Source organism: Pseudoalteromonas sp. MT33b, assembly GCF_014117385.1.
GTDB lineage: Bacteria > Pseudomonadota > Gammaproteobacteria > Enterobacterales > Alteromonadaceae > Pseudoalteromonas > Pseudoalteromonas lipolytica.
On record NZ_CP059831.1, the window covers coordinates 2,776,531 to 2,797,521 of the forward strand.

The 20,991-nt window shown below is 42.8% G+C and carries 22 protein-coding genes; 17 read left to right on the top strand and 5 right to left on the bottom strand.

The annotated features are described in order from the left end of the window. Positions 1-6: 6 nt before the first annotated feature. Complete coding sequence (locus H3302_RS12550) at positions 7-639, bottom strand: NUDIX domain-containing protein (protein WP_036966119.1); 633 nt, start codon at positions 637-639, stop codon at positions 7-9. Between the two features lie 151 nt (positions 640-790). Here H3302_RS12550 and tolC point away from each other — a divergent pair, with 151 nt between their 5' ends. From tolC to H3302_RS12565, 3 genes are all read left to right on the top strand, one after another. Continuing rightward, complete coding sequence (tolC, locus tag H3302_RS12555; RefSeq protein WP_036966116.1) at positions 791-2,131, top strand: outer membrane channel protein TolC; 1,341 nt, start codon at positions 791-793, stop codon at positions 2,129-2,131. A 107-nt stretch (positions 2,132-2,238) separates the two neighbouring features. Then, positions 2,239-3,165, top strand: coding sequence for an LpxL/LpxP family Kdo(2)-lipid IV(A) lauroyl/palmitoleoyl acyltransferase (gene lpxL, locus H3302_RS12560; protein ID WP_180311072.1), 927 nt, complete (start codon positions 2,239-2,241; stop codon positions 3,163-3,165). A gap of 59 nt (positions 3,166-3,224) precedes the next feature. Next, the gene (locus H3302_RS12565; RefSeq protein WP_036966110.1) at positions 3,225-3,800 is read left to right on the top strand and encodes a TcpQ domain-containing protein; all 576 of its coding nucleotides are present in this window, start codon (positions 3,225-3,227) and stop codon (positions 3,798-3,800) included. Here the strand turns inward: H3302_RS12565 and glnE are convergent. Continuing rightward, a complete protein-coding gene (gene glnE / locus H3302_RS12570; protein WP_182395419.1) occupies positions 3,789-6,581 on the bottom strand; it encodes a bifunctional [glutamate--ammonia ligase]-adenylyl-L-tyrosine phosphorylase/[glutamate--ammonia-ligase] adenylyltransferase in 2,793 nt (930 codons plus the stop codon). The two genes, H3302_RS12565 and glnE, sit on opposite strands and share 12 nt — an antisense overlap. A 73-nt stretch (positions 6,582-6,654) precedes the next feature. On the opposite strand from glnE, the gene H3302_RS12575 reads away from it, so the two are divergent. The 6 genes from H3302_RS12575 (at position 6,655) to ruvX (ending at position 10,918) form a co-directional block, all read left to right on the top strand. After that, a complete protein-coding gene (locus H3302_RS12575) occupies positions 6,655-7,548 on the top strand; it encodes a hypothetical protein (RefSeq protein WP_182395422.1) in 894 nt (297 codons plus the stop codon). Positions 7,549-7,576: 28 nt separating this feature from the next. Then, complete coding sequence (locus H3302_RS12580; protein WP_182395424.1) at positions 7,577-8,041, top strand: hypothetical protein; 465 nt, start codon at positions 7,577-7,579, stop codon at positions 8,039-8,041. Between the two features lie 59 nt (positions 8,042-8,100). After that, positions 8,101-8,835 (top strand): 16S rRNA (uracil(1498)-N(3))-methyltransferase, encoded by a 735-nt coding sequence (gene rsmE, locus H3302_RS12585; RefSeq protein WP_182395426.1) that lies wholly within the window; start codon positions 8,101-8,103, stop codon positions 8,833-8,835. A 69-nt stretch (positions 8,836-8,904) separates the two neighbouring features. Next, entirely contained in the window at positions 8,905-9,858 is a 954-nt protein-coding gene (gene gshB / locus H3302_RS12590; protein WP_182395428.1) for a glutathione synthase, read from the top strand. A 25-nt stretch (positions 9,859-9,883) separates the two neighbouring features. Beyond that, a complete protein-coding gene (locus tag H3302_RS12595) occupies positions 9,884-10,441 on the top strand; it encodes a YqgE/AlgH family protein (RefSeq protein WP_036966093.1) in 558 nt (185 codons plus the stop codon). Between the two features lie 27 nt (positions 10,442-10,468). Next, positions 10,469-10,918: a Holliday junction resolvase RuvX gene (ruvX, locus tag H3302_RS12600; protein ID WP_036966089.1), complete on the top strand. Its 450-nt coding sequence runs from the start codon at positions 10,469-10,471 to the stop codon at positions 10,916-10,918. On the opposite strand, the gene H3302_RS12605 is transcribed toward ruvX, so the two are convergent. Genes H3302_RS12605 through H3302_RS12615 form a run of 3 tightly spaced genes read right to left on the bottom strand, consistent with a single transcriptional unit; the run spans position 10,915 to position 13,975 of the window. Further along, complete coding sequence (locus H3302_RS12605; protein ID WP_065979692.1) at positions 10,915-11,787, bottom strand: hypothetical protein; 873 nt, start codon at positions 11,785-11,787, stop codon at positions 10,915-10,917. The two genes, ruvX and H3302_RS12605, sit on opposite strands and share 4 nt — an antisense overlap. Further along, positions 11,787-12,920, bottom strand: coding sequence for a PilT/PilU family type 4a pilus ATPase (locus H3302_RS12610; RefSeq protein WP_036966084.1), 1,134 nt, complete (start codon positions 12,918-12,920; stop codon positions 11,787-11,789). The genes H3302_RS12605 and H3302_RS12610 overlap by 1 nt, the downstream gene beginning before the upstream one ends. Positions 12,921-12,934: 14 nt before the next feature. Beyond that, positions 12,935-13,975 (bottom strand): type IV pilus twitching motility protein PilT, encoded by a 1,041-nt coding sequence (locus tag H3302_RS12615; protein WP_036966081.1) that lies wholly within the window; start codon positions 13,973-13,975, stop codon positions 12,935-12,937. A 2-nt stretch (positions 13,976-13,977) separates the two neighbouring features. Between H3302_RS12615 and H3302_RS12620 the strand changes: the two genes are divergently transcribed. The 8 genes from H3302_RS12620 to H3302_RS12655 all read left to right on the top strand — a co-directional run bounded on the left by H3302_RS12620 (position 13,978) and on the right by H3302_RS12655 (position 20,990). Beyond that, on the top strand, positions 13,978-14,691 hold the full coding sequence (locus tag H3302_RS12620; RefSeq protein ID WP_036966078.1) for a YggS family pyridoxal phosphate-dependent enzyme: 714 nt from the start codon (positions 13,978-13,980) through the stop codon (positions 14,689-14,691). A 17-nt stretch (positions 14,692-14,708) separates the two neighbouring features. Beyond that, a complete protein-coding gene (gene proC / locus H3302_RS12625) occupies positions 14,709-15,530 on the top strand; it encodes a pyrroline-5-carboxylate reductase (protein WP_036966075.1) in 822 nt (273 codons plus the stop codon). A 24-nt stretch (positions 15,531-15,554) separates the two neighbouring features. Beyond that, positions 15,555-16,088 (top strand): YggT family protein, encoded by a 534-nt coding sequence (locus H3302_RS12630; protein WP_036966072.1) that lies wholly within the window; start codon positions 15,555-15,557, stop codon positions 16,086-16,088. A 56-nt stretch (positions 16,089-16,144) separates the two neighbouring features. Continuing rightward, positions 16,145-16,585 (top strand): DUF4426 domain-containing protein, encoded by a 441-nt coding sequence (locus tag H3302_RS12635; protein ID WP_065979690.1) that lies wholly within the window; start codon positions 16,145-16,147, stop codon positions 16,583-16,585. A gap of 7 nt (positions 16,586-16,592) precedes the next feature. Continuing rightward, entirely contained in the window at positions 16,593-17,192 is a 600-nt protein-coding gene (locus tag H3302_RS12640; RefSeq protein WP_182395430.1) for an XTP/dITP diphosphatase, read from the top strand. Beyond that, positions 17,189-18,325 (top strand): radical SAM family heme chaperone HemW, encoded by a 1,137-nt coding sequence (gene hemW, locus H3302_RS12645; RefSeq protein WP_036966064.1) that lies wholly within the window; start codon positions 17,189-17,191, stop codon positions 18,323-18,325. The genes H3302_RS12640 and hemW overlap by 4 nt, the downstream gene beginning before the upstream one ends. A gap of 43 nt (positions 18,326-18,368) precedes the next feature. Continuing rightward, a complete protein-coding gene (locus H3302_RS12650; protein ID WP_036966060.1) occupies positions 18,369-20,204 on the top strand; it encodes a DUF885 family protein in 1,836 nt (611 codons plus the stop codon). Positions 20,205-20,303: 99 nt separating this feature from the next. Continuing rightward, on the top strand, positions 20,304-20,990 hold the full coding sequence (locus tag H3302_RS12655; RefSeq protein ID WP_182395432.1) for a hypothetical protein: 687 nt from the start codon (positions 20,304-20,306) through the stop codon (positions 20,988-20,990). The last annotated feature ends 1 nt before the right edge of the window (position 20,991 follow it).

Sequence of the window (20,991 nt, forward strand, 5' to 3'; positions counted from 1 at the left end):
TACTCGTTAGTCGTTTTGCAAATCAGACACTATACGTTGCCTGTTCAGTGCTAACCATTGTAGCGAAATAACCGTTGCAGCATTGTCTATTTCACCTTGCTCCAATCGCAGCATGGCTTCATCATATGACATTATATGTGTTTTGATGTCTTCATCTTCGTTATCAAGACCAAAAATACCACCTTGGTATTGAGATAGGTCAGTATAGGCTAAATACAAGAACAAACGCTCTGTTGTTCCACCCGGACTTGAAAGATACGACATCATGAATTCAAGTTTATCAAGCTCAATCCCCGCCTCTTCAAACGCTTCGCGTTTGGCGACTTCTTCATAGTCAGTACTGCCATCAGCCATACCCGCTATGCATTCAAGTAACCAAGGAGAGTGTTTTGAGGCCAATGCCCCAATGCGTATTTGCTCAATTAACAACACCTGATCAGTCACCGGATCATAAGGAAGTACGGCAACCGCATGGCCTCGTTCTAATATTTCACGCTTTACTTCGACAGACTGTCCACCGGCAAACAGTGCATGACGAAAGCAATATAAATTGATCTTAAAAAAACCATCATAAACACGTTCAATAGGCTTTAACTCTATGTCGTCATGGCTAAATTGTGAGATTGCGGTTATTTTCATTCTCTATTTCCTATACATTATGCGTAAAAAATACGGCCAATTATATTCTGTTACACTTGGACATGCAGATTTACGTATTTTTTTTTTGGTTATTCATTAAAAAAGAGTACCATGGTGACAGTACGAAAATTGTCTAAGGACTGAACGAACAATGAAAAAAACACTACTCGCTGCGCTTATCGGTTTTTCAAGCGCATTGACTGCAACAGCAAGTTACGCTGAAGACCTACTTCAAGTTTACGAGATTGCAACAGCAAACGATCCTACCGTACTTAAAGCAAAAGCCCAAGCAGATGCGCAAGCTTATGAGAGCGATCGCGCGTTAAGTGCACTATTACCGCAAATTGGTCTTAGCCTTGGCTATGAATCAACAGATTCAACATTATACGAAGGCACTGATGCGACAGGTTATGCTGAGTTTAGTCGCGATACAGATGTATTCAGCCGTGGCATCAGCTTAAGCCAAACATTATTTGATTTAGGTGCTTGGAATACCCTAGGTATTGCTGATAAACAGGCTTTACAAGCATCTGCACAATACGACTTTGCAAAACAAGATCTTATCGTGCGTGTGGCAGAAGGCTATTTCAATGTATTGAGCGCGATTGATAACTTAGAGTTTGTGCAAGCTGAGAAACGTGCCATTGAGCGCCAACTTCAACAAACAAAAGAGCGGTATGCAGTGGGTTTAACCGCGATAACTGACGTTCATGAAGCTCAAGCTCAGTTTGATAACTCAGTCGCAAAAGAAATTGTTGCTAAGAACAGTGTCGAAACAGCGCGTGAGCAACTGCGTGAAATCACGGGTAAATATCATGCTAAATTAGACATGTTGAACACGGACACTTTTTCAACGGTTGCACCTAGTAAACAGTCAACTGATTACATAAAAATCGCTGAAGAGAAAAACTTAAATCTGCAAGTGTCAAAAGTGACTGTCGATATTGCAAAAGATCAAATCGACTTAGCAAAAGCAGGACACTACCCTAAGCTGACACTCAACGCATCGTACAGTGACGGCCTAGAAGATTTAAATAAAAACTCACATGAGCCACGCACAGATACGGCCAGAGTGGGCGTTAATTTCAGTGTACCAATTTACTCTGGCGGAGCAACCGTAGCTGCGACAGATCAAGCGCGTGCATTCTACGTTGCAGCAAGCGAAGATTTAGAAGCAAGCTTACGTGCAGTTACACGTTCTGTTATTACGTCTTATAACCAAGTGGTTTCAGATATCGCTACATACAAAGCACTTCAACAAGCGGTTGTGTCAGCCGAAAGTGCATTAAAAGCGACTGAAGCAGGTTTTGAAGTCGGTACACGTACCATTGTTGACGTACTGATCAGCACACAAAATCTTTATAACGCGAAAAGTAACCTTGCCAACGTACGTTACCGTTATGTTGTTTCTACATTACGCTTGAAGCAAGCTGCGGGTACATTAACAGGTGAAGACCTCGTCGCGATTAATCAAGGATTAAAAGAAATCTAAGTATTTCTTATCATTCTTGACGATTCTATAAGCCAGCTATTGCTGGCTTTTTGTATTTTTAAACACTTACAGTTAAACTAGCTTTTTTATTTTTAGAGATAATTTTTGTGGTTAGTTCATCTCCCTTTAAAGCGTCTTTTTTAGGCCCTCGTTATTGGCTTACTTGGGTTGGCGTATTTTTTCTGTATTTAATTTCTTGGTTACCACATAAATTCCAATTATTTCTCGGCAAACTCATCGGCCGTTTAGTGCATCGCTTTATGAAGCGCCGCCGCCATATTGCAGAAGTAAATATTCGGTTATGTTTTCCTAATATGCCTGAACACGAGCAACGTGAGTTGGTACTAAAAAACATGGAAAACACCGGCATAGCCATGATGGAAACAGGCATGGCTTGGTGGTGGCCAGAGTGGCGAATTAAAAAAGTGTTTGGTTCAGTAACAGGACTTGAACACTTTGAAAAAGCGCAGCAATCGGGTAAAGGAGTTTTGTTACTGGTTCCACATTTTTTACATTTAGAAATGGCCAGTCGAATCATGGGAATAAAGCACCAAGGCATAGGCTTTTATCGCCCACACAATAACCCATTGATGGAATACTTCACCACCAACGGGCGGTTGCGTTCTAACGAATACCTAATTGGCAAACGCGATGTAAAAGGCTTACTACAAGCGCTTAAAAACAAAAAAGTATGCTACTACTTACCTGATCAAGATTATGGCCGTAACCGTTGTGAGTTTGCGCCCTTTTATGCTGTTCAAGATGCAGCAACCACCACGGGAACATTACTTTTTTCAAGCAGTAAATATTGTGAAACGGTGAGCTTGACTAGTCGCAGAGATGAGCAAGGGCGTTATCATTTAACGGTACTGCCGGCTCTTGAAAATTTTCCATCTGGCGATAACCTGACAGATGTGACGCGTGTTAACCAACGTATGGAACAGGCAATCGACTTAGCGCCCGAACAATACATGTGGTTACACCGCCGTTTTAAAACACGCCCTGATGAGAATGCCCCTTCTTATTATAAGTAGAGTGACAATTTTTAATTTGTATGGTTTTATTAAACGAGTAAACAACAAGAGAATTAGAAATGTGGTTTTGGGTTAAGCATTTATCATTAGCTGTAATTTTAATTGCTGCTGCGATTTATTTTTTATTTGGCAGCGGGCCAGTTCTTGATATCAAGGATACTCAGAATGCTGCAGCACAGGGACTATCCCGTTTTTACGCTGCCCTTAGAAATCAAGTGAACAGTAAAGACAACGAGCGTGATAAATACGTGCTCAAGTTGCCCGCACCTGAAACAAGCCTTGATATGGCGTTGTTTGAACGAGAAAAAGTCGTTGAGCCCTCTTCACCTAACTGGACGGGTGATGTGCAACCGCGTCGCTTTGAAAACGGCACAACCCTCAAGGATGTGTTGTCCGATTACGCACGTAACGAAGACATTGTGTTGTATTGGTATTTAAGCAAAGATTACGTTGTTAAAGATCACTTTCGTGTTGATAGTAATTTTGTCTCTGCCCTGTACCAAGTAGGCAGGGCAATTAACGACGACTTTGAAAGCGAGGTGTATACATTTTTCTGCTTTAAGCAAAGAGCAGCGGTGATCACTGAACTGCCCTCTGCTTATGTACGTGAAAACTGCCGTCGTTTAAAAAGCTAATACTTGCTGCCACACCTGCTTTACAAGTGCTATGTGCTGAGTTAGCTCAGCACGAGGGGCACAACGGCCTTGCTGATTTAAACTCATCATATGATAACGCGAGCGATACTCAATGTATGCAGCGACTAAATCGCGCTGCATACGTTCTGAAATACACCCAAAACGAGCGGCATCAGCCAAAATGCGCACATTATCAGACCAACATGTCAGCGCACGGTGCTGATGCGCATTTTTGAGCACAACATATTGAGTGATAAATTCGATATCGGTTATACCGCCTTGGTCTTGCTTTAAATCAAATAACTCTTCGGTCCCCTTGGCAAGATGGGCACGCATTTTTTCGCGCATTTCAACCACGTCTTTTTGTAATTTGTCTGCTTCACGCGCTTGGCACAATACATCTTGACGAATTTCTGCAAAACGTTCACTCAACGATGCCTGACCGTAGATCATACGCGAGCGTACAAGGGCTTGATGCTCCCATGTCCAGGCCTGCGTTTGCTGGTAGTGGTAGTAGCTTTCAAGATTAATTGCGAGTAACCCCGACGCCCCTTCAGGGCGCAGACGCGTATCCAGCTCATACAAAATGCCTGATGCTGTACGAGTATTAAATAAGTGCATTAATCGCTGAGCGAGTTTTAAATAAAATTGACGCGAATCAATCGACTTGTCGCCATCGGTGTAGCTACTGCCATCGTGGTTGTGAACAAACACTAAATCGAGATCAGAGTCGTAGCCCACTTCAAATCCCCCCGTTTTTCCATAAGCAATAACTGCAAATCCTTTTTCTTGCTCCGAGGTATTTGTTGGTCGGCCAAAACGCTCAACACAAGCATGCCATGCAATATTAACCGCTTGCTCTACAATCGCTTCTGCAAGCGCAGTTAAGTGATCGCTTACTTTCATGACATCAAGAACACCTGTGGCATCGGCCGCGGCAATCCGCAATTGATGAGTTTGCTTAAACTGGCGTAAAGCTTCCATTTGTAACTCAAGATCGCCATGCTCAATGCGTAGAAAATACTGCCTAATTTCATCTTTGTAAGCAGATAACGGCGTTGGTTTGTATAGCACCTGGGGATCAATTAATTCATCAAGCAAAATTGGATAACGAGAAATATGTTCGCCAATCCATTTACTATGACAGCACAGTGCAACCAATTGATTAAGTGCACCTGGGTTTTCATATAAAAGCTCTAGGTAAGCCGTTCGCGAGATAATTTTATTCAGCACTTGGCAAATCATGGTAAAGGCATCGCTACTCGCTTTCGTTACCGTAAGTTGCTTAAGCAATAGTGGCATGAGTTTATCGAGAATATCACGACCACGGGTGCCTATTTTGGCTTTTGTTAAGCGTGCTTTAAAATCATCAAGCGCAGTCTGCCAATCTAGATTAGGCTCGCACATCAAACTGACGTCGGTCATTTCCCATGCACTGATAAATTCACTTTCACATGGGTCTGCACTGTCACTTTCAAAGCCTATCACCTGCTCAAACTCACCGTGCACGTCGGCCATTATTTTATTAATAGCCACAAGACAGCTATCAAAATCGGGCTGCTTAAGTAAGTAGCATAAACGCTGCTGATTTTGCGCGTCATCTGGCAATGTTTGTGTTTGTTTGTCTGCGAAAATTTGTAAGTACTGTTCAATACGACGAAGCGCTAAGTAATTATGCTTAAGTAAATCAGCTTCTTTTTTCTCAATCACTTGATTATTAACAAGCTCTTGCAAAGCTAATAAGAGCGACTGAGTTTGCAAGTTAGCTTCGCGCCCGCCGCGAACCATTTGCAGTGCTTGCACCACAAATTCCACCTCACGAATTCCGCCTGCGCCAAGTTTTATGTTATTAGTTAAACGTTTTCGGCGTACTTCTTGTGCGATCATTTGTTTCATTTTTCGTAAAGATTCAATCACCGAAAAATCGATATAACGTCGGTATACAAAGGGCCTTAGTAGCTCATAAAACTCTTTCCAGTAACCATTTTCAGCGCCAATTAAACGCCCTTTAAGCATGGCGTAGCGCTCCCACTCACGCCCTTGTTCTTGGTAATAATCTTCAAGTGCTTGAAAGCTCATGACCAGAGGGCCACTTTCGCCAAATGGGCGCAGACGCATATCAACACGAAAAACTTGGCCATTAACGGTGGTTTGATTTAGCGCCATAATAAGCTTTTGGGCAACCTTTGTGTAAAAAACCTGTGCTTCGACAGAGCGACGTCCACCTTGGGTTGCGACATCTCGCGGGTATGAAAAAATCAAATCAATATCAGACGAATAATTAAGCTCTTTGCCCCCTAATTTCCCCATGCCAAGTACCATCATAGGAATGGCCTCTCCAGCACTGTTCAGCGGTGTGCCACTCACGTTTGCTACTTGTGCAAATGCCCACTGATTCGCACTGTCGATAAGTTGATCTGAAAGCTCGGAGATATAAGCAATGCTGTCATCAATCGGGTTTTGGCAACATAAGTCTAAATAGGCGACTTTTAGCCAATATTTTTCTCGGTATACACGCAATTTTGCCATTGCCGCCGCATCATCAAGGGTTGAGAGTTCATTGCTATTGAGGGGCGGTTCTGTGGTGCGATTAGCAAGTTCATTGGTATCTAACAACCACGCTTTTAATGTTGGTTGCGATTGTAAGCAGCTCCAGGCAAAGTCACTTAAAGACAATAAGTTAACAATACTTGGTTCAACATCTTGGCCTGGATACAAATCAGCAAAGCGTGTCTGACCTAGCTGCTGAAGCGCTTCTGGAAGCGGGTGTAAATTACTCATTAAATACTCTCTTTTAACTTACCTGTAACCGTACTAGAATGATTATCAAAGAATCTTTTTAGCAGGGATCTGCATGCAATATTTATCACTATCTAACACTAGTTTACTTGCGATTGCCATTAGTTTCGCTGTAATTTGCGTCACCATCGTGCTCCTACGCATCCTAACGCAAATCAAAGCAAAACAAGCGCTTAAGGAAGAACTAGCCCAGCATGATAACTTTGCAATGGGGATCAGCTTTGCCAGTGAAATCTTAGTAGTGATCGCGACTATCGCGTACATTTTTGATGAAATTAGTTTAAGTGCAGCCCAGTCTAACCCACTCAAGGTGGTTATTTTAATAGTGTTATTATTTGCCTTTATTAAAGTCGGCCACTTAATTCATCGCAAATGGATTCTATATCGCTTTAACGAAGAGGCCGCCATTCTCAAGCAAAACGTGTGTGCCGCGCTTGTAGACTCCGGTATGTTAATCGCAAACTGTATTATCAGTTTAGGACTTTACAACTGGTGCCATACTCAAGGATACAGTAGTTTATTAATCGCAACGGTCAGCTTCTTTGTATTACAAGGGATGTTTGCGCTGGACAGTAAAATTCGTGAATACCGCTTTGCTAAAGCAAATCAAGGTGCCTCATTACAAAGTAACTTTAATTTAGAAAACACCTCTATTGGTATTCGCTATGCGGGTAAGTCTATTGGCCTTGCATTGGCGGGTTACGCTGGTCTTGCCAGTGCTTCATTTATAAGTGGTAAGATGGTTGAAAACTTATTTACTTTAGTGTCTCACTGTGGTGCGATGTGGGTATTGTTATATGTGCTAAGCTACATAATTAAATATATTTCACTACCCAATATAGATACATCATTAGAAGTGGATCACCAAGATAACATAGGTATTGCATGCATAGAGTTTGCCGTTTTCGGCGCGATAGGCTATTTACTTATTAGTATGTTTTCAATTTGATACGGAAGTACGTACATCGTGAGGCACCATGCCATTTAAAGTAAACAATTACTTACTTGTTGATGTAGACAGTGACTTTAGTCGCGCATTTACGCAACATTACTTTGCCAACGCACAAGGGTCTACCCTTGTGGTAGCAGGTGCGAATAGCCGTCATATGGTCAAACTGATGTTCGAACAACTCATTAAAGATTATTGCTACTGTGATTTTAGTAATGAAATAAGTGTCTCTGAGCTTGCCAGCTATTTACATGAACACCATAACATTCAAGGTGTTTTAATTAATCAAACCGATTACCAATTAGCAGACGACGCGCAAAAATTTATTTATAACTCACTGCATAAAATACGCTTTTTAGTAAACCAAGACGAGCAAGGCTTTGATTTCATTCCCTGCCCTGATCCCGCACATATTAACCACCTATCTTGCCAAACAGATATTGCCGAAACAAGCGCTGACCTCCTCACTTTAAGCGAAGATTTAAATAAATAATTGCACCTAAGCCGCTGCTTACTTACCATATCGCTAAATTATTTTATAAGTGACAGCCCATGCGAGTTCCTCATATTTATCAACCTTCCGTTATCATATTAGATAACCCCGTCACCCTTGATGAAGATGCTGCAGGCCATATTGGTCGCGTACTTCGTATGAAAGTCGGTGAGCAGGTGTCAATATTTAATGGTGAAGGTGGCGAATACCTCAGTGAAATCATTGAAGTAAGTAAAAAGAACGTCGTTGTACAACCACTCGAGTTTATTGATCATGACGTAGAGTCTCCACTTAAAATCCACCTAGGTCAGGGGGTTTCACGAGGTGACAAAATGGACTTTACTATTCAAAAATCAGTGGAGCTGGGGATCACTGAAATCACTCCTATTTTTAGTCAACGATGTGGTGTCAAACTCAGCGGTGAACGTTTAGCTAAAAAACACCAACAATGGCAAAAAATAGCCATCGCAGCTGCTGAGCAGTCTGGACGAAATTTTGTCCCTGTGGTGCACCCTCCAATTGATATCAAAGAGTGGTTAGAACAAAGCAGCGATGCCATAAAGTTAACCTTGCACCCACGTGCAGAGCACAGCATTAAGACCATTCAAGTTCCTTCGTCAGGCGTGCGGTTCTTAGTGGGCCCTGAAGGAGGATTTACCGATGAAGAGCTTGAGATTGCGAAACAACAAGCGTTCGTTGATATTCGTTTAGGCCCACGTGTACTGCGCACCGAAACCGCGGCATTAACGGTACTGAGTGCATTGCAATTACAGTTTGGTGATTTAGCGAATTGAAAATCGTAAAAACACCCATATATCAAGATCACTAACCACAGTATGGCAATACCATTGAAAGGCAAAAACATGGCAATTAAGTTAGGCATAATCTCTGATCCTATTAGTGGCTTTAATATTAAAAAAGACACTGGCTTCGCAATGATGATGGAAGCACAAAAACGCGGTTACGAACTTTACTACATGGAAATGGACGACCTGTCACTGCGCCAAGGTCAAGGCTATGCCACAGCAGCAAAAGCCCGTGTATTTGATGATGTAAATCATTGGTATGAGCTTGAAGAAAAAGCCTCCATTGCCCTTGCTGATTTAGACGTAATTTTAATGCGTAAAGATCCTCCTTTTGATACCGAATATATTTACGCAACTTATATTTTAGAGCGTGCAGAACAAGCAGGCACGTTGGTTATCAACAAACCACAGAGTTTACGTGATGCCAATGAAAAACTGTTCACCGCTTGGTTTAGTGAGCACACTCCAGATACGCTCGTAACACGAAGCCAAGCCGATATTCGTGCATTTTTAGCTGAGCATAAAGACATTATCTTAAAGCCATTGGACGGTATGGGGGGAGCGTCAATTTTCCGCGTTAAAGAAGATGACGCGAATATTGGTGTTATTTGCGAAACGTTGACTGAACATGGTAGCCGTTTTGCCATGGCACAAAACTATATTCCAGAAATAAAACAAGGCGATAAACGCGTATTAGTCGTTGATGGTGAAGTCATGCCATACTGCCTTGCTCGCATTCCTCAAAATGGCGAAACGCGCGGCAATCTTGCGGCTGGCGGGCGTGGCGAAGCACGTCCAATTAGTGATTCAGACCGTAAAATTGCTGAAGCTGTCGCACCGACACTAAAAGCGAAAGGGCTTATTTTTGTTGGTTTAGATATTATTGGCGATCGCCTAACAGAAATCAATGTGACGGCACCAACCTGTGTCAAAGAAATTGAAGCCGCTTACGACATTTCAATTACTGGTCACTTATTTGATGCCATTGAGAGAAAACTGAGCCATACTTAATTAAACCTAACAAAAGGGGCGACCTATGCAGTCATTAGAGAACCATTTCTTAATCGCGATGCCAAGCATGCAAGACCCTTTTTTCAAGCGTGCTGTTACTTATATTTGTGAGCATAATCAAGATGGTGCGATGGGCTTGGTGATTAACCAGCCTATCAATATCACGGTGGGTGAGTTACTCGATAAAATCGAGATTGATAACGACAAGACGCAACAAGCCGCAGGCCGCGCAGTGTTCGCCGGCGGCCCCGTGAAAACGGATCGCGGCTTTGTACTGCACTCGCCTAAGCCGGGCTACACGGCGAGTCAAAAGCTCAGTAGTGATATTATGATCACCACCTCAAAAGATGTGCTCGCAACTCTCACCACAGCGCAAGCACCCGAGCAGTTTATTATCACCTTAGGTTATGCCGGGTGGGATCAAGGACAACTTGAACAAGAACTACTTGAAAATGCGTGGCTAATCATTAAAGCTGACCCTGAGATTATTTTTAATACCCCCGTAGAAAAACGCTGGGAAAAAGCGGTTTCTATGCTGGGTTTTGATGTCAGTCAACTAAGCTCTGAAGCCGGTCACGCTTAACCTAAACGCACTAATTAAACGGCAACTATGACAAAACGCACTTTTAAGCCCATCGGTGAACGCACTGTAATGGGCTTTGACTTTGGTACCAAAAGCATTGGTATCGCCATAGGTCAAGAGTTAACAGGGACAGCCTCTAGCTTACAAGCAGTGAAAGCAAAAGACGGTATCCCAGACTGGCAACTTATTAAAAAACAGGTCGATGAGTGGCAACCTGATTTGATGGTTGTTGGCTTGCCACTCAATATGGATGGCACCACGCAAGATGTCACATTCAAAGCCAAAAAGTTTGCAAACCGACTACACAATCACTTTGCGATTCCGGTTGAAACCCAGGATGAAAGACTCACCACGGCAGATGCCAAAGCGCGCTTATTTGAACAAGGCGGTTACAGAAATCTAGGTAAGGGTAACGTGGATAATATGTCTGCGGTGATTATTCTTGAAAGTTTCTTTGAACAGTTTTATGGCGACTAAGGTTGTTTATTAATAACCGTATAGTGTGTTAAATCAGGAATAAAGCCTGCCTCGCGGTAGGCTTTTTCTATTGCACCCGCCTCGCGTAATTGCTGCAAGCCTTTTTGCAAAGCCGTATACGCTGCTTTGCCATCGGGGTGTTTCTTCGAAATAATAAAATGACGACTATCATTTAGCTGCAGTAGCACATCAGGCACCGCGACAAGGTTAATATCTTCCAGAATATAGCGATTATTTAAACTTGGCATTAAGGGCATCATCACAAAATCAACCCATTGCATTGATACCATTCGGACTTGGCTCAGCCACTCATCTTCGCGCAGTAATTCTTTTAGCGGTAACGCAGACAGTGTCTGCCAATCGGTTTGCCAGCGTGGTGTAGAAACCGCCGTTAACTGAGAAAAGTCAGACAGCTGGTTTATCTTAAATACTTTTTCATTACGAGGCGAAGTATATACCCCCGCAAAATACTCCCCTTCGCGGATCACCGGGGCGGACACATACACATCCCGTGTCAACTTATTTGCATCGAGTGACCACACACTGTCAAAACTAATAAGCAACTTACCATTTTCTAACAGTTTGGTGTTTCGGTAATTGATATTGCCTTTGTGATATCGAAAAGGCTTGGTAAATCCCCCCAATATCAAAGCTTGCTGGGCAATGATCATATCAACCACATCACGACGAATATACGCGCCGCTAAAGTCTTTTACTTCAATAGGCTCTCGCCCTTTTAAAAACCGGCTGTAATCATCAAACACATCATCGCGAATAAAAATAACCACTTCATTTGCATCAATACTGTGCGCGGGCAGCGCACAACTCAACAGCAATAACACAGCGATTAAATTTATTCGCAACAACATCAGTCCTCACTCTTACCATCAAGGCCATCAATGGTGACGCCCTGTAAGAATCCAGCGCCCTTTTGTTCATTATTTTGCAGCTTAATCATCAAGCGTAAGTCGTTTGGTGAATCAGCATGATGCAAGGCATCGGCATAATTGATGCGATGTTGCTTGTAAAGTTCGAACAAAGCTTGGTCGAAGGTCTGCATTCCCATTTCTTTCGATTTTGCCATGGTCTCTTTTATTGAGCCAATATCGCCGCGCTTAATAAGCTCCGCAACCATAGGAGAATTAAGTAAAATTTCAATGGCAGCAACGCGCCCTTCCCCATCAGAGGTCGGCACTAATTGCTGCGCGACGATGGCACGTAAGTTAAGTGCTAAGTCATACTTAAGCTTATCGTGCTTTTCTTTTGGCACTAAATGCATGATACGGTCAATGGCTTGGTTAGCATTATTAGCATGCAGTGTTGCCACACATAAATGCCCTGTTTCAGCAAAGCTTAATGCGTATTCCATGGTTTCTTGCGAGCGAATCTCACCAATCAAAATGACATCAGGCGCCTGACGCAGTGAGCTTTTCAACGCCGATTCGAAACTCTCGGTATCAAGGCCCACTTCACGTTGAGTAATGATACTTTTACGATGTTCATGGACAAATTCAATCGGGTCTTCAATAGTTAAAATGTGCCCGCGCTGGTTTCGATTACGATAACCAAGCAGTGCCGCAAGCGAGGTTGACTTACCCGTTCCCGTGCCACCGACAAACAGAACTAAACCCCGTTTCGCCATGATCACATCGGTAAGAATAGAGGGTAAGCCTAAATCAGTAACATCAGGGATGGTTGTCACGATTCGACGAATAACCATGCCAGCCCGATCGCGCTGCCAAAATGCCGAAACACGGAAACGGCCTTCATCGTTAGCAATCGCAAAGTTACACTCTTTGGTGTCGTGAAACTCTTTGCGCTGCTTCTCGTTCATCGCTGACTCAACCATAGCAAGTGCGCTTTCATCAGAAAGTTTCTCGTCACTTAACGGGATGAGTTCACCATTAATTTTCGCACTTACTGGCAGCTCACTTGAAACAAATAAGTCAGAGCCGTTTTTAGTAATCATCACTTTTAAGTAATGATTTAAAGGTAAAGACATGTCAACTTTCTCCGTTAGCCACCAAATTGGGTTTTATCTTGCGCCTTCGCACGCGCATCCGCGTTTGTAACAATCCCATAGTTCACTAGATTTGCTAAACATTGATCCATGGTTTGCATGCCATGAGATGCTCCCGTTTGAATCGATGAGTACATCTGCGCAATTTTATCTTCACGGATCAGGTTTCGTATTGCAGGCACACCAATCATGATTTCATGTGCAGCCACTCGCCCGCCCCCTACTTTTTTAAGCAGTGTTTGCGAGATAACAGCCCGTAATGATTCAGACAACATTGAGCGCACCATGTCTTTTTCTTCACCTGGGAAAACGTCAATAATACGGTCGATTGTTTTTGGTGCCGAGGTCGTATGCAAGGTGCCAAAAACCAAGTGACCCGTTTCGGCCGCGGTCATAGCAAGACGGATAGTTTCTAAGTCACGTAGCTCACCAACCAAGATAACATCTGGGTCTTCACGCAACGCACTGCGCAGCGCATTCGAGAAACTGTGAGTATCACGGTGCACTTCACGTTGGTTAATCAGACTCAGTTTGTTATCGTGAACAAATTCGATAGGATCTTCAATCGTGAGAATATGATGATGCTTAGTTTGATTAATGTAATCAACCATTGCCGCTAAGGTAGTTGATTTACCCGAACCCGTAGGCCCAGTAACCAACACTAAACCACGCGGGTTATCGGAAATGGTTTTAAAAATATCTGGCGCACCTAAATCATCAAGCGTTAATACTTCGCTGGGGATAGTACGGAATACCGCCGCAGGACCACGGTTTGAATTAAATGCATTAACACGAAAACGCGCAAGATTAGGGACTTCAAATGAAAAATCCACTTCTAGGTTTTGTTCATAGTCCTTACGCTGATTATCGTTCATAATATCGTAAACCAGACTATTTACATCTTTTTGTTCTAATGCTGGAATATTAATACGACGCACATCGCCATCAACGCGTATCATAGGTGACACACCCGATGATAAGTGTAAATCCGAGGCTTTGTGTTGCACACTAAAGGCCAATAATTCGGTAATATCCATTTATGACTCCACAACCAACTGATAATTATATGGTTACAATAGCAGAACGACTCAAATCCGCCTACGCAAGAATTGCCCTAGCTGCAAAAAATAATCAACGCGATGAACACGCTATTAGCTTGTTAGCAGTTTCAAAGACTAAACCAGTCGAAGATATTGTGGCTGCCTACCAGCACGGCCAACGCCAATTTGGTGAGTCTTACGTGCAAGAAGCCGTGACAAAAGTCACTGAACTTGCCCACTTAACAGACATAGTTTGGCACTTTATTGGTCCCATTCAGTCCAATAAAAGCGCCCAAGTGGCCACACATTTTGACTGGGTACAAAGTGTCGACCGTACAAAAATAGCCAAACGTCTTAACGAGCAAAGACCAAAAGACAAAACACCACTGAACGTATTAATCCAAGTTAATATCAGTTTAGAAGAGGCTAAGTCAGGCTGCCACCCTGATGAGCTAATGTCACTGGCAGAATTTATTAGTGGCTGCGATAATTTATGTTTGCGTGGCGTGATGGCTATCCCAGCCAAAACCGACGATGCACAGCAACAATTACAATATTTTGAGCAATTAAGCGCTTGCTTTGATAAACTAAAGGCCCAATATCCCCAAGTAGACACCTTGTCGATGGGTATGAGTAACGATGTTGAAGCAGCAATTGCAGCTGGTTCAACCATGGTACGCATTGGCACGGATATATTTGGCCAACGAAATTAAAAGGTGATAACAGACATATGTCAGATAAAAAAATCGCATTTATAGGCACGGGTAACATGAGCTACGCCATTATTGGCGGCATGGTAAAGAACGGTTTTGCAGCAAAAAACATCATTGCAACCAATCGCAACCAAGAGAAATTAGCTAAGGTTGCTGCTGATTTCGGGGTGCAAACCACCGCGGATAACAACGCGGCACTTCGTGATGCAGATGTGATTGTATTGTCTGTTAAACCACAAATGATGGGCGATTTATGCCAATCATTCCAAGATTCAGGCGTTGATTTTAGCGACAAGCTATTTATCTCTGTCGCGGCAGGTTTAACCGTAAATCGTTTACGTGAAATGCTGGGCCAAAAAGTAAAAATGGTTCGTTGTATGCCAAATACACCGTCATTACTTGGTCGTGGCGTGTCGGGTCTATTTGGCGCTGACGAAACCGCAGAAGAGCATGAGTTTGTACAGCAAGTTTTTGAATGTACAGGTATTGTTGTATGGGTCGAGCAAGAGTCGCAAATAAACGATATCATCGCCGTTACCGGCTCTTCGCCCGCTTACTTTTTCTTATTTATGGAAGCCATCGAAGAAAAGGCAAAAGCACTTGGCTTTAGTGATGAAGATGCACGCCGCTTAGTACAACAAACGGCGCTAGGTGCAGCTGAAATGGCGCTTTCTCAGCAAGACATTAGTATTTCACAGCTGCGTGCAAACGTCACATCAAAAGGCGGTACAACTCACGCAGCCGTTGAGCACCTGAAAGCACAAGGCCTTGTTGGTACCGTTGCCGATGCAATGGATGCCTGTATTGCCCGCGCAGAAGAAATGGAAAAAGAACTTTAAGCTTACTTTGTTGAAGGTAAAACTATGCAAGCCATGCAATTCCTCGTTGAGATTATTTTTGATCTCTTTTTAATGGTGGTCCTTTTACGCTTTTGGTTACAAGCGGCAAAAGCTGACTTTTATAATCCAATTAGCCAGTTTGTGGTAAAAGCCACATCGTTTGCAGTAAACCCATTACGTAAAATCATTCCAGGGTTGGGTGGCTTTGACATCGCGTCGTTAGTCCTTGCGTATTTAGTCGCAGTGGCAAAGCTTAGTGCCGTCTTTTTACTGTTTTATGGTGGTTGGGCTGCCGCGCCTGTCTTTGTGACTGCGTTAATCACGGTCATAAAAGAAGGGTTAAACTTACTATTTTGGGTGTTAATTATTCGTGCTTTATTAAGCTGGGTAAGCCAAGGCTACAACCCTATTGAAGCGGTTTTCCACCAGCTAACTGAACCTATGTTACGCCCTATTCGTAAAGTTATTCCACCACTGGGTGGTTTAGACTTGTCAATTTTAGTACTGATCATTGCCTTGCAGTTCTTACAATTTTTATTAATTGATTTGATTGGCTAAACATTGAGTATCTAATTTAGAGGCCGTAAGGCCTCTTTTATTAAGTGAGAAATACCATGAAACAGATTATTCTTTTTACCTTACTTGCCCTCAGTTTATTCACAACAGCAGCGAAGGCTGAACAACAAGCCGGCGCACAATATAAAATACTTGGTCCATTTGAAGTACATTACATCGCTTTTCCTTCAACCTTTATACAACCCGACATTGCCAAAAACTACGATTTAGTGCGCAGCCCAAGCAAAGGAATTATTAATATTTCGGTGCTAAAAAACAGCGATAAAACGGCGCAAACTGCCACACTAACAGGCACGGCACGTAACCTACTCGGCAATAGTAAACAACTTGAATTTAAAGAAGTTGTTGAAGGCGATGCGATTTATTACCTTGCACAAATCGACTACAGCAATGAAGAAATTTACCGTTTTAATATCGAGATTAATAAAAACGGCAAAGTACAAACTCTGACATTTCAGCAAAAATTTTACGTAGATTAATGCCCCTATGAACAACACTTTAGTTTTAGCCACGGGTAACCCTGGCAAAGTAAAAGAGCTGGCGAGCATGCTTAGCCCGCTTAACATTAATGTGGTTCCACAAAGCGATTTTCAGGTTCCTGACGTGCCAGAAACAGGCACTACATTTGTTGAAAACGCGATAATAAAAGCGCGTCATGCAGCAAAGATTACTGGGCTGCCTGCAATTGCAGATGATTCTGGCCTCGAAGTCGATGGCTTACATGGCGCACCAGGTGTTTATTCTGCACGTTTTGCTGGCGAAAATGCCAGTGACCAAGACAACATTGATAAACTTTTAAGCGAGCTGGCTGATAACCCTGTACGTAGCGCTCGTTTTTGGTGTGTTCTGGTTTTAATGCGCCATGCTGGTGACCCGACACCGCTTATTTGCAGTGCGAGCTGGGAAGGTGAAATCACGCACAGCCAAGATGGCCAAGGCGGTTTTGGTTATGACCCCATCTTTTATGTGCCTTCAGAACAATGCACCAGCGCACAGCTGACAAAAGAGCAAAAAAATGCCCTGAGCCACCGCGGCCAAGCACTTAAGCAACTACTTGCGCAATTGCAGCAAAAAGGCGGCCTGTGAGTTTACCCCCGTTAAGTTTATATGTGCACGTACCGTGGTGCGTGCAAAAGTGTCCTTACTGCGACTTTAACAGCCATGGTCAAAAAGGTACGATCCCCGAGAAAGAGTATGTTCAACACCTAATTGATGACTTAAAAGCGGATTTACATTTAGTACAAGGGCGTAAAATCCACAGTATTTTTATAGGTGGCGGCACGCCAAGTTTACTCACAGGTGAGGCATACACCCGCTTACTTGGCGAGGTCGATAGATTAATTGGCCTGAGTGAAAACTGCGAAATCACTTTAGAGGCCAACCCAGGCACTGTAGAAACAGGCCGCTTTAAAGAGTATGTCGCGGCTGGCATAAACCGAATTTCGATTGGTGTGCAAAGCATGCAGAACGACAAGCTGAAAGCCCTCGGCCGTATACATGGCGCGGATGAAGCAAGCTATGCAGCAAAACAAGCACACCAAGCTGGGCTCAACAGTTTTAATTTAGATTTAATGCATGGTTTACCTGGGCAATCTCTTGAAGATGCACTTAGTGACCTTGAAAAAATCATCGCATTAAATCCCCCGCATATTTCGTGGTATCAATTAACAATTGAACCTAATACTCAGTTTGCCTCAAAACCCCCCACGTTACCGCACGACGATATATTGTGGGATATTCAAGAACAGGGACAAGCACTCCTTGCAGATGCAGGTTATCAGCAATACGAGATTTCTGGCTATGCGAAACCCGGCTACCAATGTCAACATAACTTAAATTATTGGCGATTTGGCGATTATCTCGGTATTGGCTGTGGGGCCCATGGTAAGGTGACTGACGCAAATACGAAGATCATCACGCGTACAGTAAAAGTAAAACATCCGCGTGGTTATATGGATCTCGCAAAGCCTTATTTGTACGAACAATGGCAGGTTGCTGACGATGATTTAGCGTTTGAATTTTTTATGAATCGTTTTCGTTTAGTTGAGCCTTGCCCAAAAGGTGATTTATCTTTGCTTACAAATTTGTCACTGCAAAGCCAAGAACAAGCCTTGAACGAAGCAATTAAAAAAGGCTTACTAACAGATAATAAAAACAATTGGCAAGTCAGTGCAAAAGGCCAGCGCTTTTTAAATGACCTGCTAGAATTGTTCGTTTAAGAATTCTATTAATAATTAAATTTCTAACAAGAAAGGAACGATAATGCGTAAACTGACCTTCATCGCTGCAGCGGTAAGTGTTGCATTACTTGGCGGTTGCCAACAAATGCAAGAACAACCAACCCCAGCGCCCACTGTACAAACCCAACCTGTACAAAGTGAAATCGATAAAGCGAATGCGTTTTTTGAAGACACGTTTAACCGTGATGTAATGAAAAGCCCTGTTTATCAAACATACATGGGTATCAAAAAAGATTACGATAAATGGGATGATGGTAGCGAAGAACGCGTTCTTGCAGACTTTGAGCAAACCAAAGCTGATCTTGTCGCTTTAAAAGCAATTAACCGCGAACTATTAGATGACGCTACAAAAGTAAGCTACGACCTAAAAAAACAAGCACTTGAAAATGAAATTGCAGATTTCAAATGGCGTCATTACAACTACCCTGTAAATCAAATGTTTGGTGTTCATTCGATGATCCCTGCATTTTTAATTAACCAACATCAAATTGCTGATGTCTCAGATGCGAAAGCGTATATCTCTCGCTTAAACGGCGTAACGATGGTTATTGATCAGCTAATCAAAGACCTCGACGTGCGTGCTGATAAAGGTATCATCGCACCTAAATTTGTATTCCCACATGTCATTGATTCAAGTAAGAACATTCTACATGGTGCACCATTTGATACAGGTGAAGACTCAACTCTTTTAGCTGACTTTAAACGTAAAGTTGCCGCATTAGAAATTAGTGAAAGCGAAAAATCAGCGCTTATCAACGATGCAGAAAAAGCACTAAAAGCGGCTGTTAAGCCTTCTTACACGAAGTTAATTAACTATTTAGCGCAGTTAGAAAAACGCGCTGACGAGCGTGATGGTGCGTGGAAATTCCCAGATGGTGAAACGTTCTACAACAATGCCCTTGCACGCACAACAACAACCGACTTAACGGCAAAAGAAATCCACTCAATTGGTTTAGCTGAGGTTGCACGTATTCACGACGAAATGCGCGCGATTAAAGAAAAAGTAGGCTTTGACGGTGACTTAAAAGCATTCATGCAATTCATGAAAACTGATAAGCAGTTCTACTACCCAAATACAGCGGAAGGTAAACAGCGCTACCTTGATGAAGCGACAGCCCTCATTGATAACATGAAATCTCGCTTAGATGAGCTTTTCATTGTTAAACCAAAAGCCGATTTAAAAGTAAAAGCTGTTGAAGCATTCCGCGAAAAAGCAGCAGGTAAAGCGTTCTATCAACAACCTGCGCCAGACGGCTCTCGCCCAGGTATTTACTACGCAAACCTTTACGATATGGAAGCAATGCCAACTTACCAAATGGAAGCACTTGCTTATCACGAAGGTATTCCGGGCCACCACATGCAAATCGCCATCGCACAAGAACTTGAAGGCGTGCCTAAGTTCCGTAAGTTTGGTGGTTACACTGCGTATGTTGAAGGCTGGGGCTTATACTCTGAGCTAGTACCAAAAGAAATGGGCTTATATGAAGACCCATATTCAGACTTCGGTCGCCTTGCAATGGAATTATGGCGTGCGTGTCGCTTAGTTGTTGATACCGGTATCCATGCGATGAAATGGACACGCCAACAGGGTATTGACTATTACGTTAATAACACACCAAACGCAACGTCTGATGGCGTTAAAATGGTTGAGCGTCACATTGTAATGCCGTCTCAAGCAACCGCTTACAAAGTGGGTATGTTAAAGATATTAGAGCTGCGTGAAGCTGCAAAAGAACAGCTGGGTGATAAATTCGATATTCGTGAGTTCCACGATGTTGTACTTAAAAATGGTGCAGTACCATTAAATGTACTTGAGAAATTTGTTGACCAGTGGGTTGCAAAAAAACAAGCTGCTTAAACTAAATAGACTTTAAAAAGGCCGCTCAGCGGCCTTTTTTATTTATTTAAACAAGTCGTTGAGCTATAAATGTATAAATAATAAAAAACGAGTATTTTCATGCAAAGCGCTATTGATCAATTGAACAGCCGACTTCAGCATCATCAATTAAAAGAACTGCTTAGCGATTACCAACGTTTATCGGGGGTTTTGCAGGCAGCGCAATTACAACACCTCTATCAACTAGCGTGCTGTAGTGAAGTAAAATACCTGTTTTTACAAAATGTTGCAGCGCACTTACTTGAGGCAAGCCCTTTGCCTCGCGAAGCGGTGAGCTTTATCGATGATATTGATAAGCTTAGCTTTTTCACGCCCGGTCTGAAATTTCAAAACGCGTTTAGTATCACCGATCAGCAAGGCAATACCCTGTTACATCACCTTTTTAGTCAATGTAGAGCAGACGCGCTACCATTTAACTACCTGCGCTCACTCATGCTCTTTGAAAGTAACGAAAGTTTAGCTGATGCTCTAACAACCCTAAACCATGATCAGTTAGCGCCAATTGGCTGCTTTATCGCGTGTAATAAAAATACCCAGATGCTGGCAAAGCATGAGTTTTCAGCTCTGCTGGCCATGATGGAAGTTGACCAACGCCACAGTCCTTCCGCCGTAAATGCATTAATCTCTCAACTAAAAGCGTTTTACGCGCCGCATTTGCCAACAAATGCAGACTGTAAAGTTTTGCTGTGTGCAGCCTATTTACAAGTATCAACGAGTCAATTAATCACGGCACTTAAACAGTCGTAAT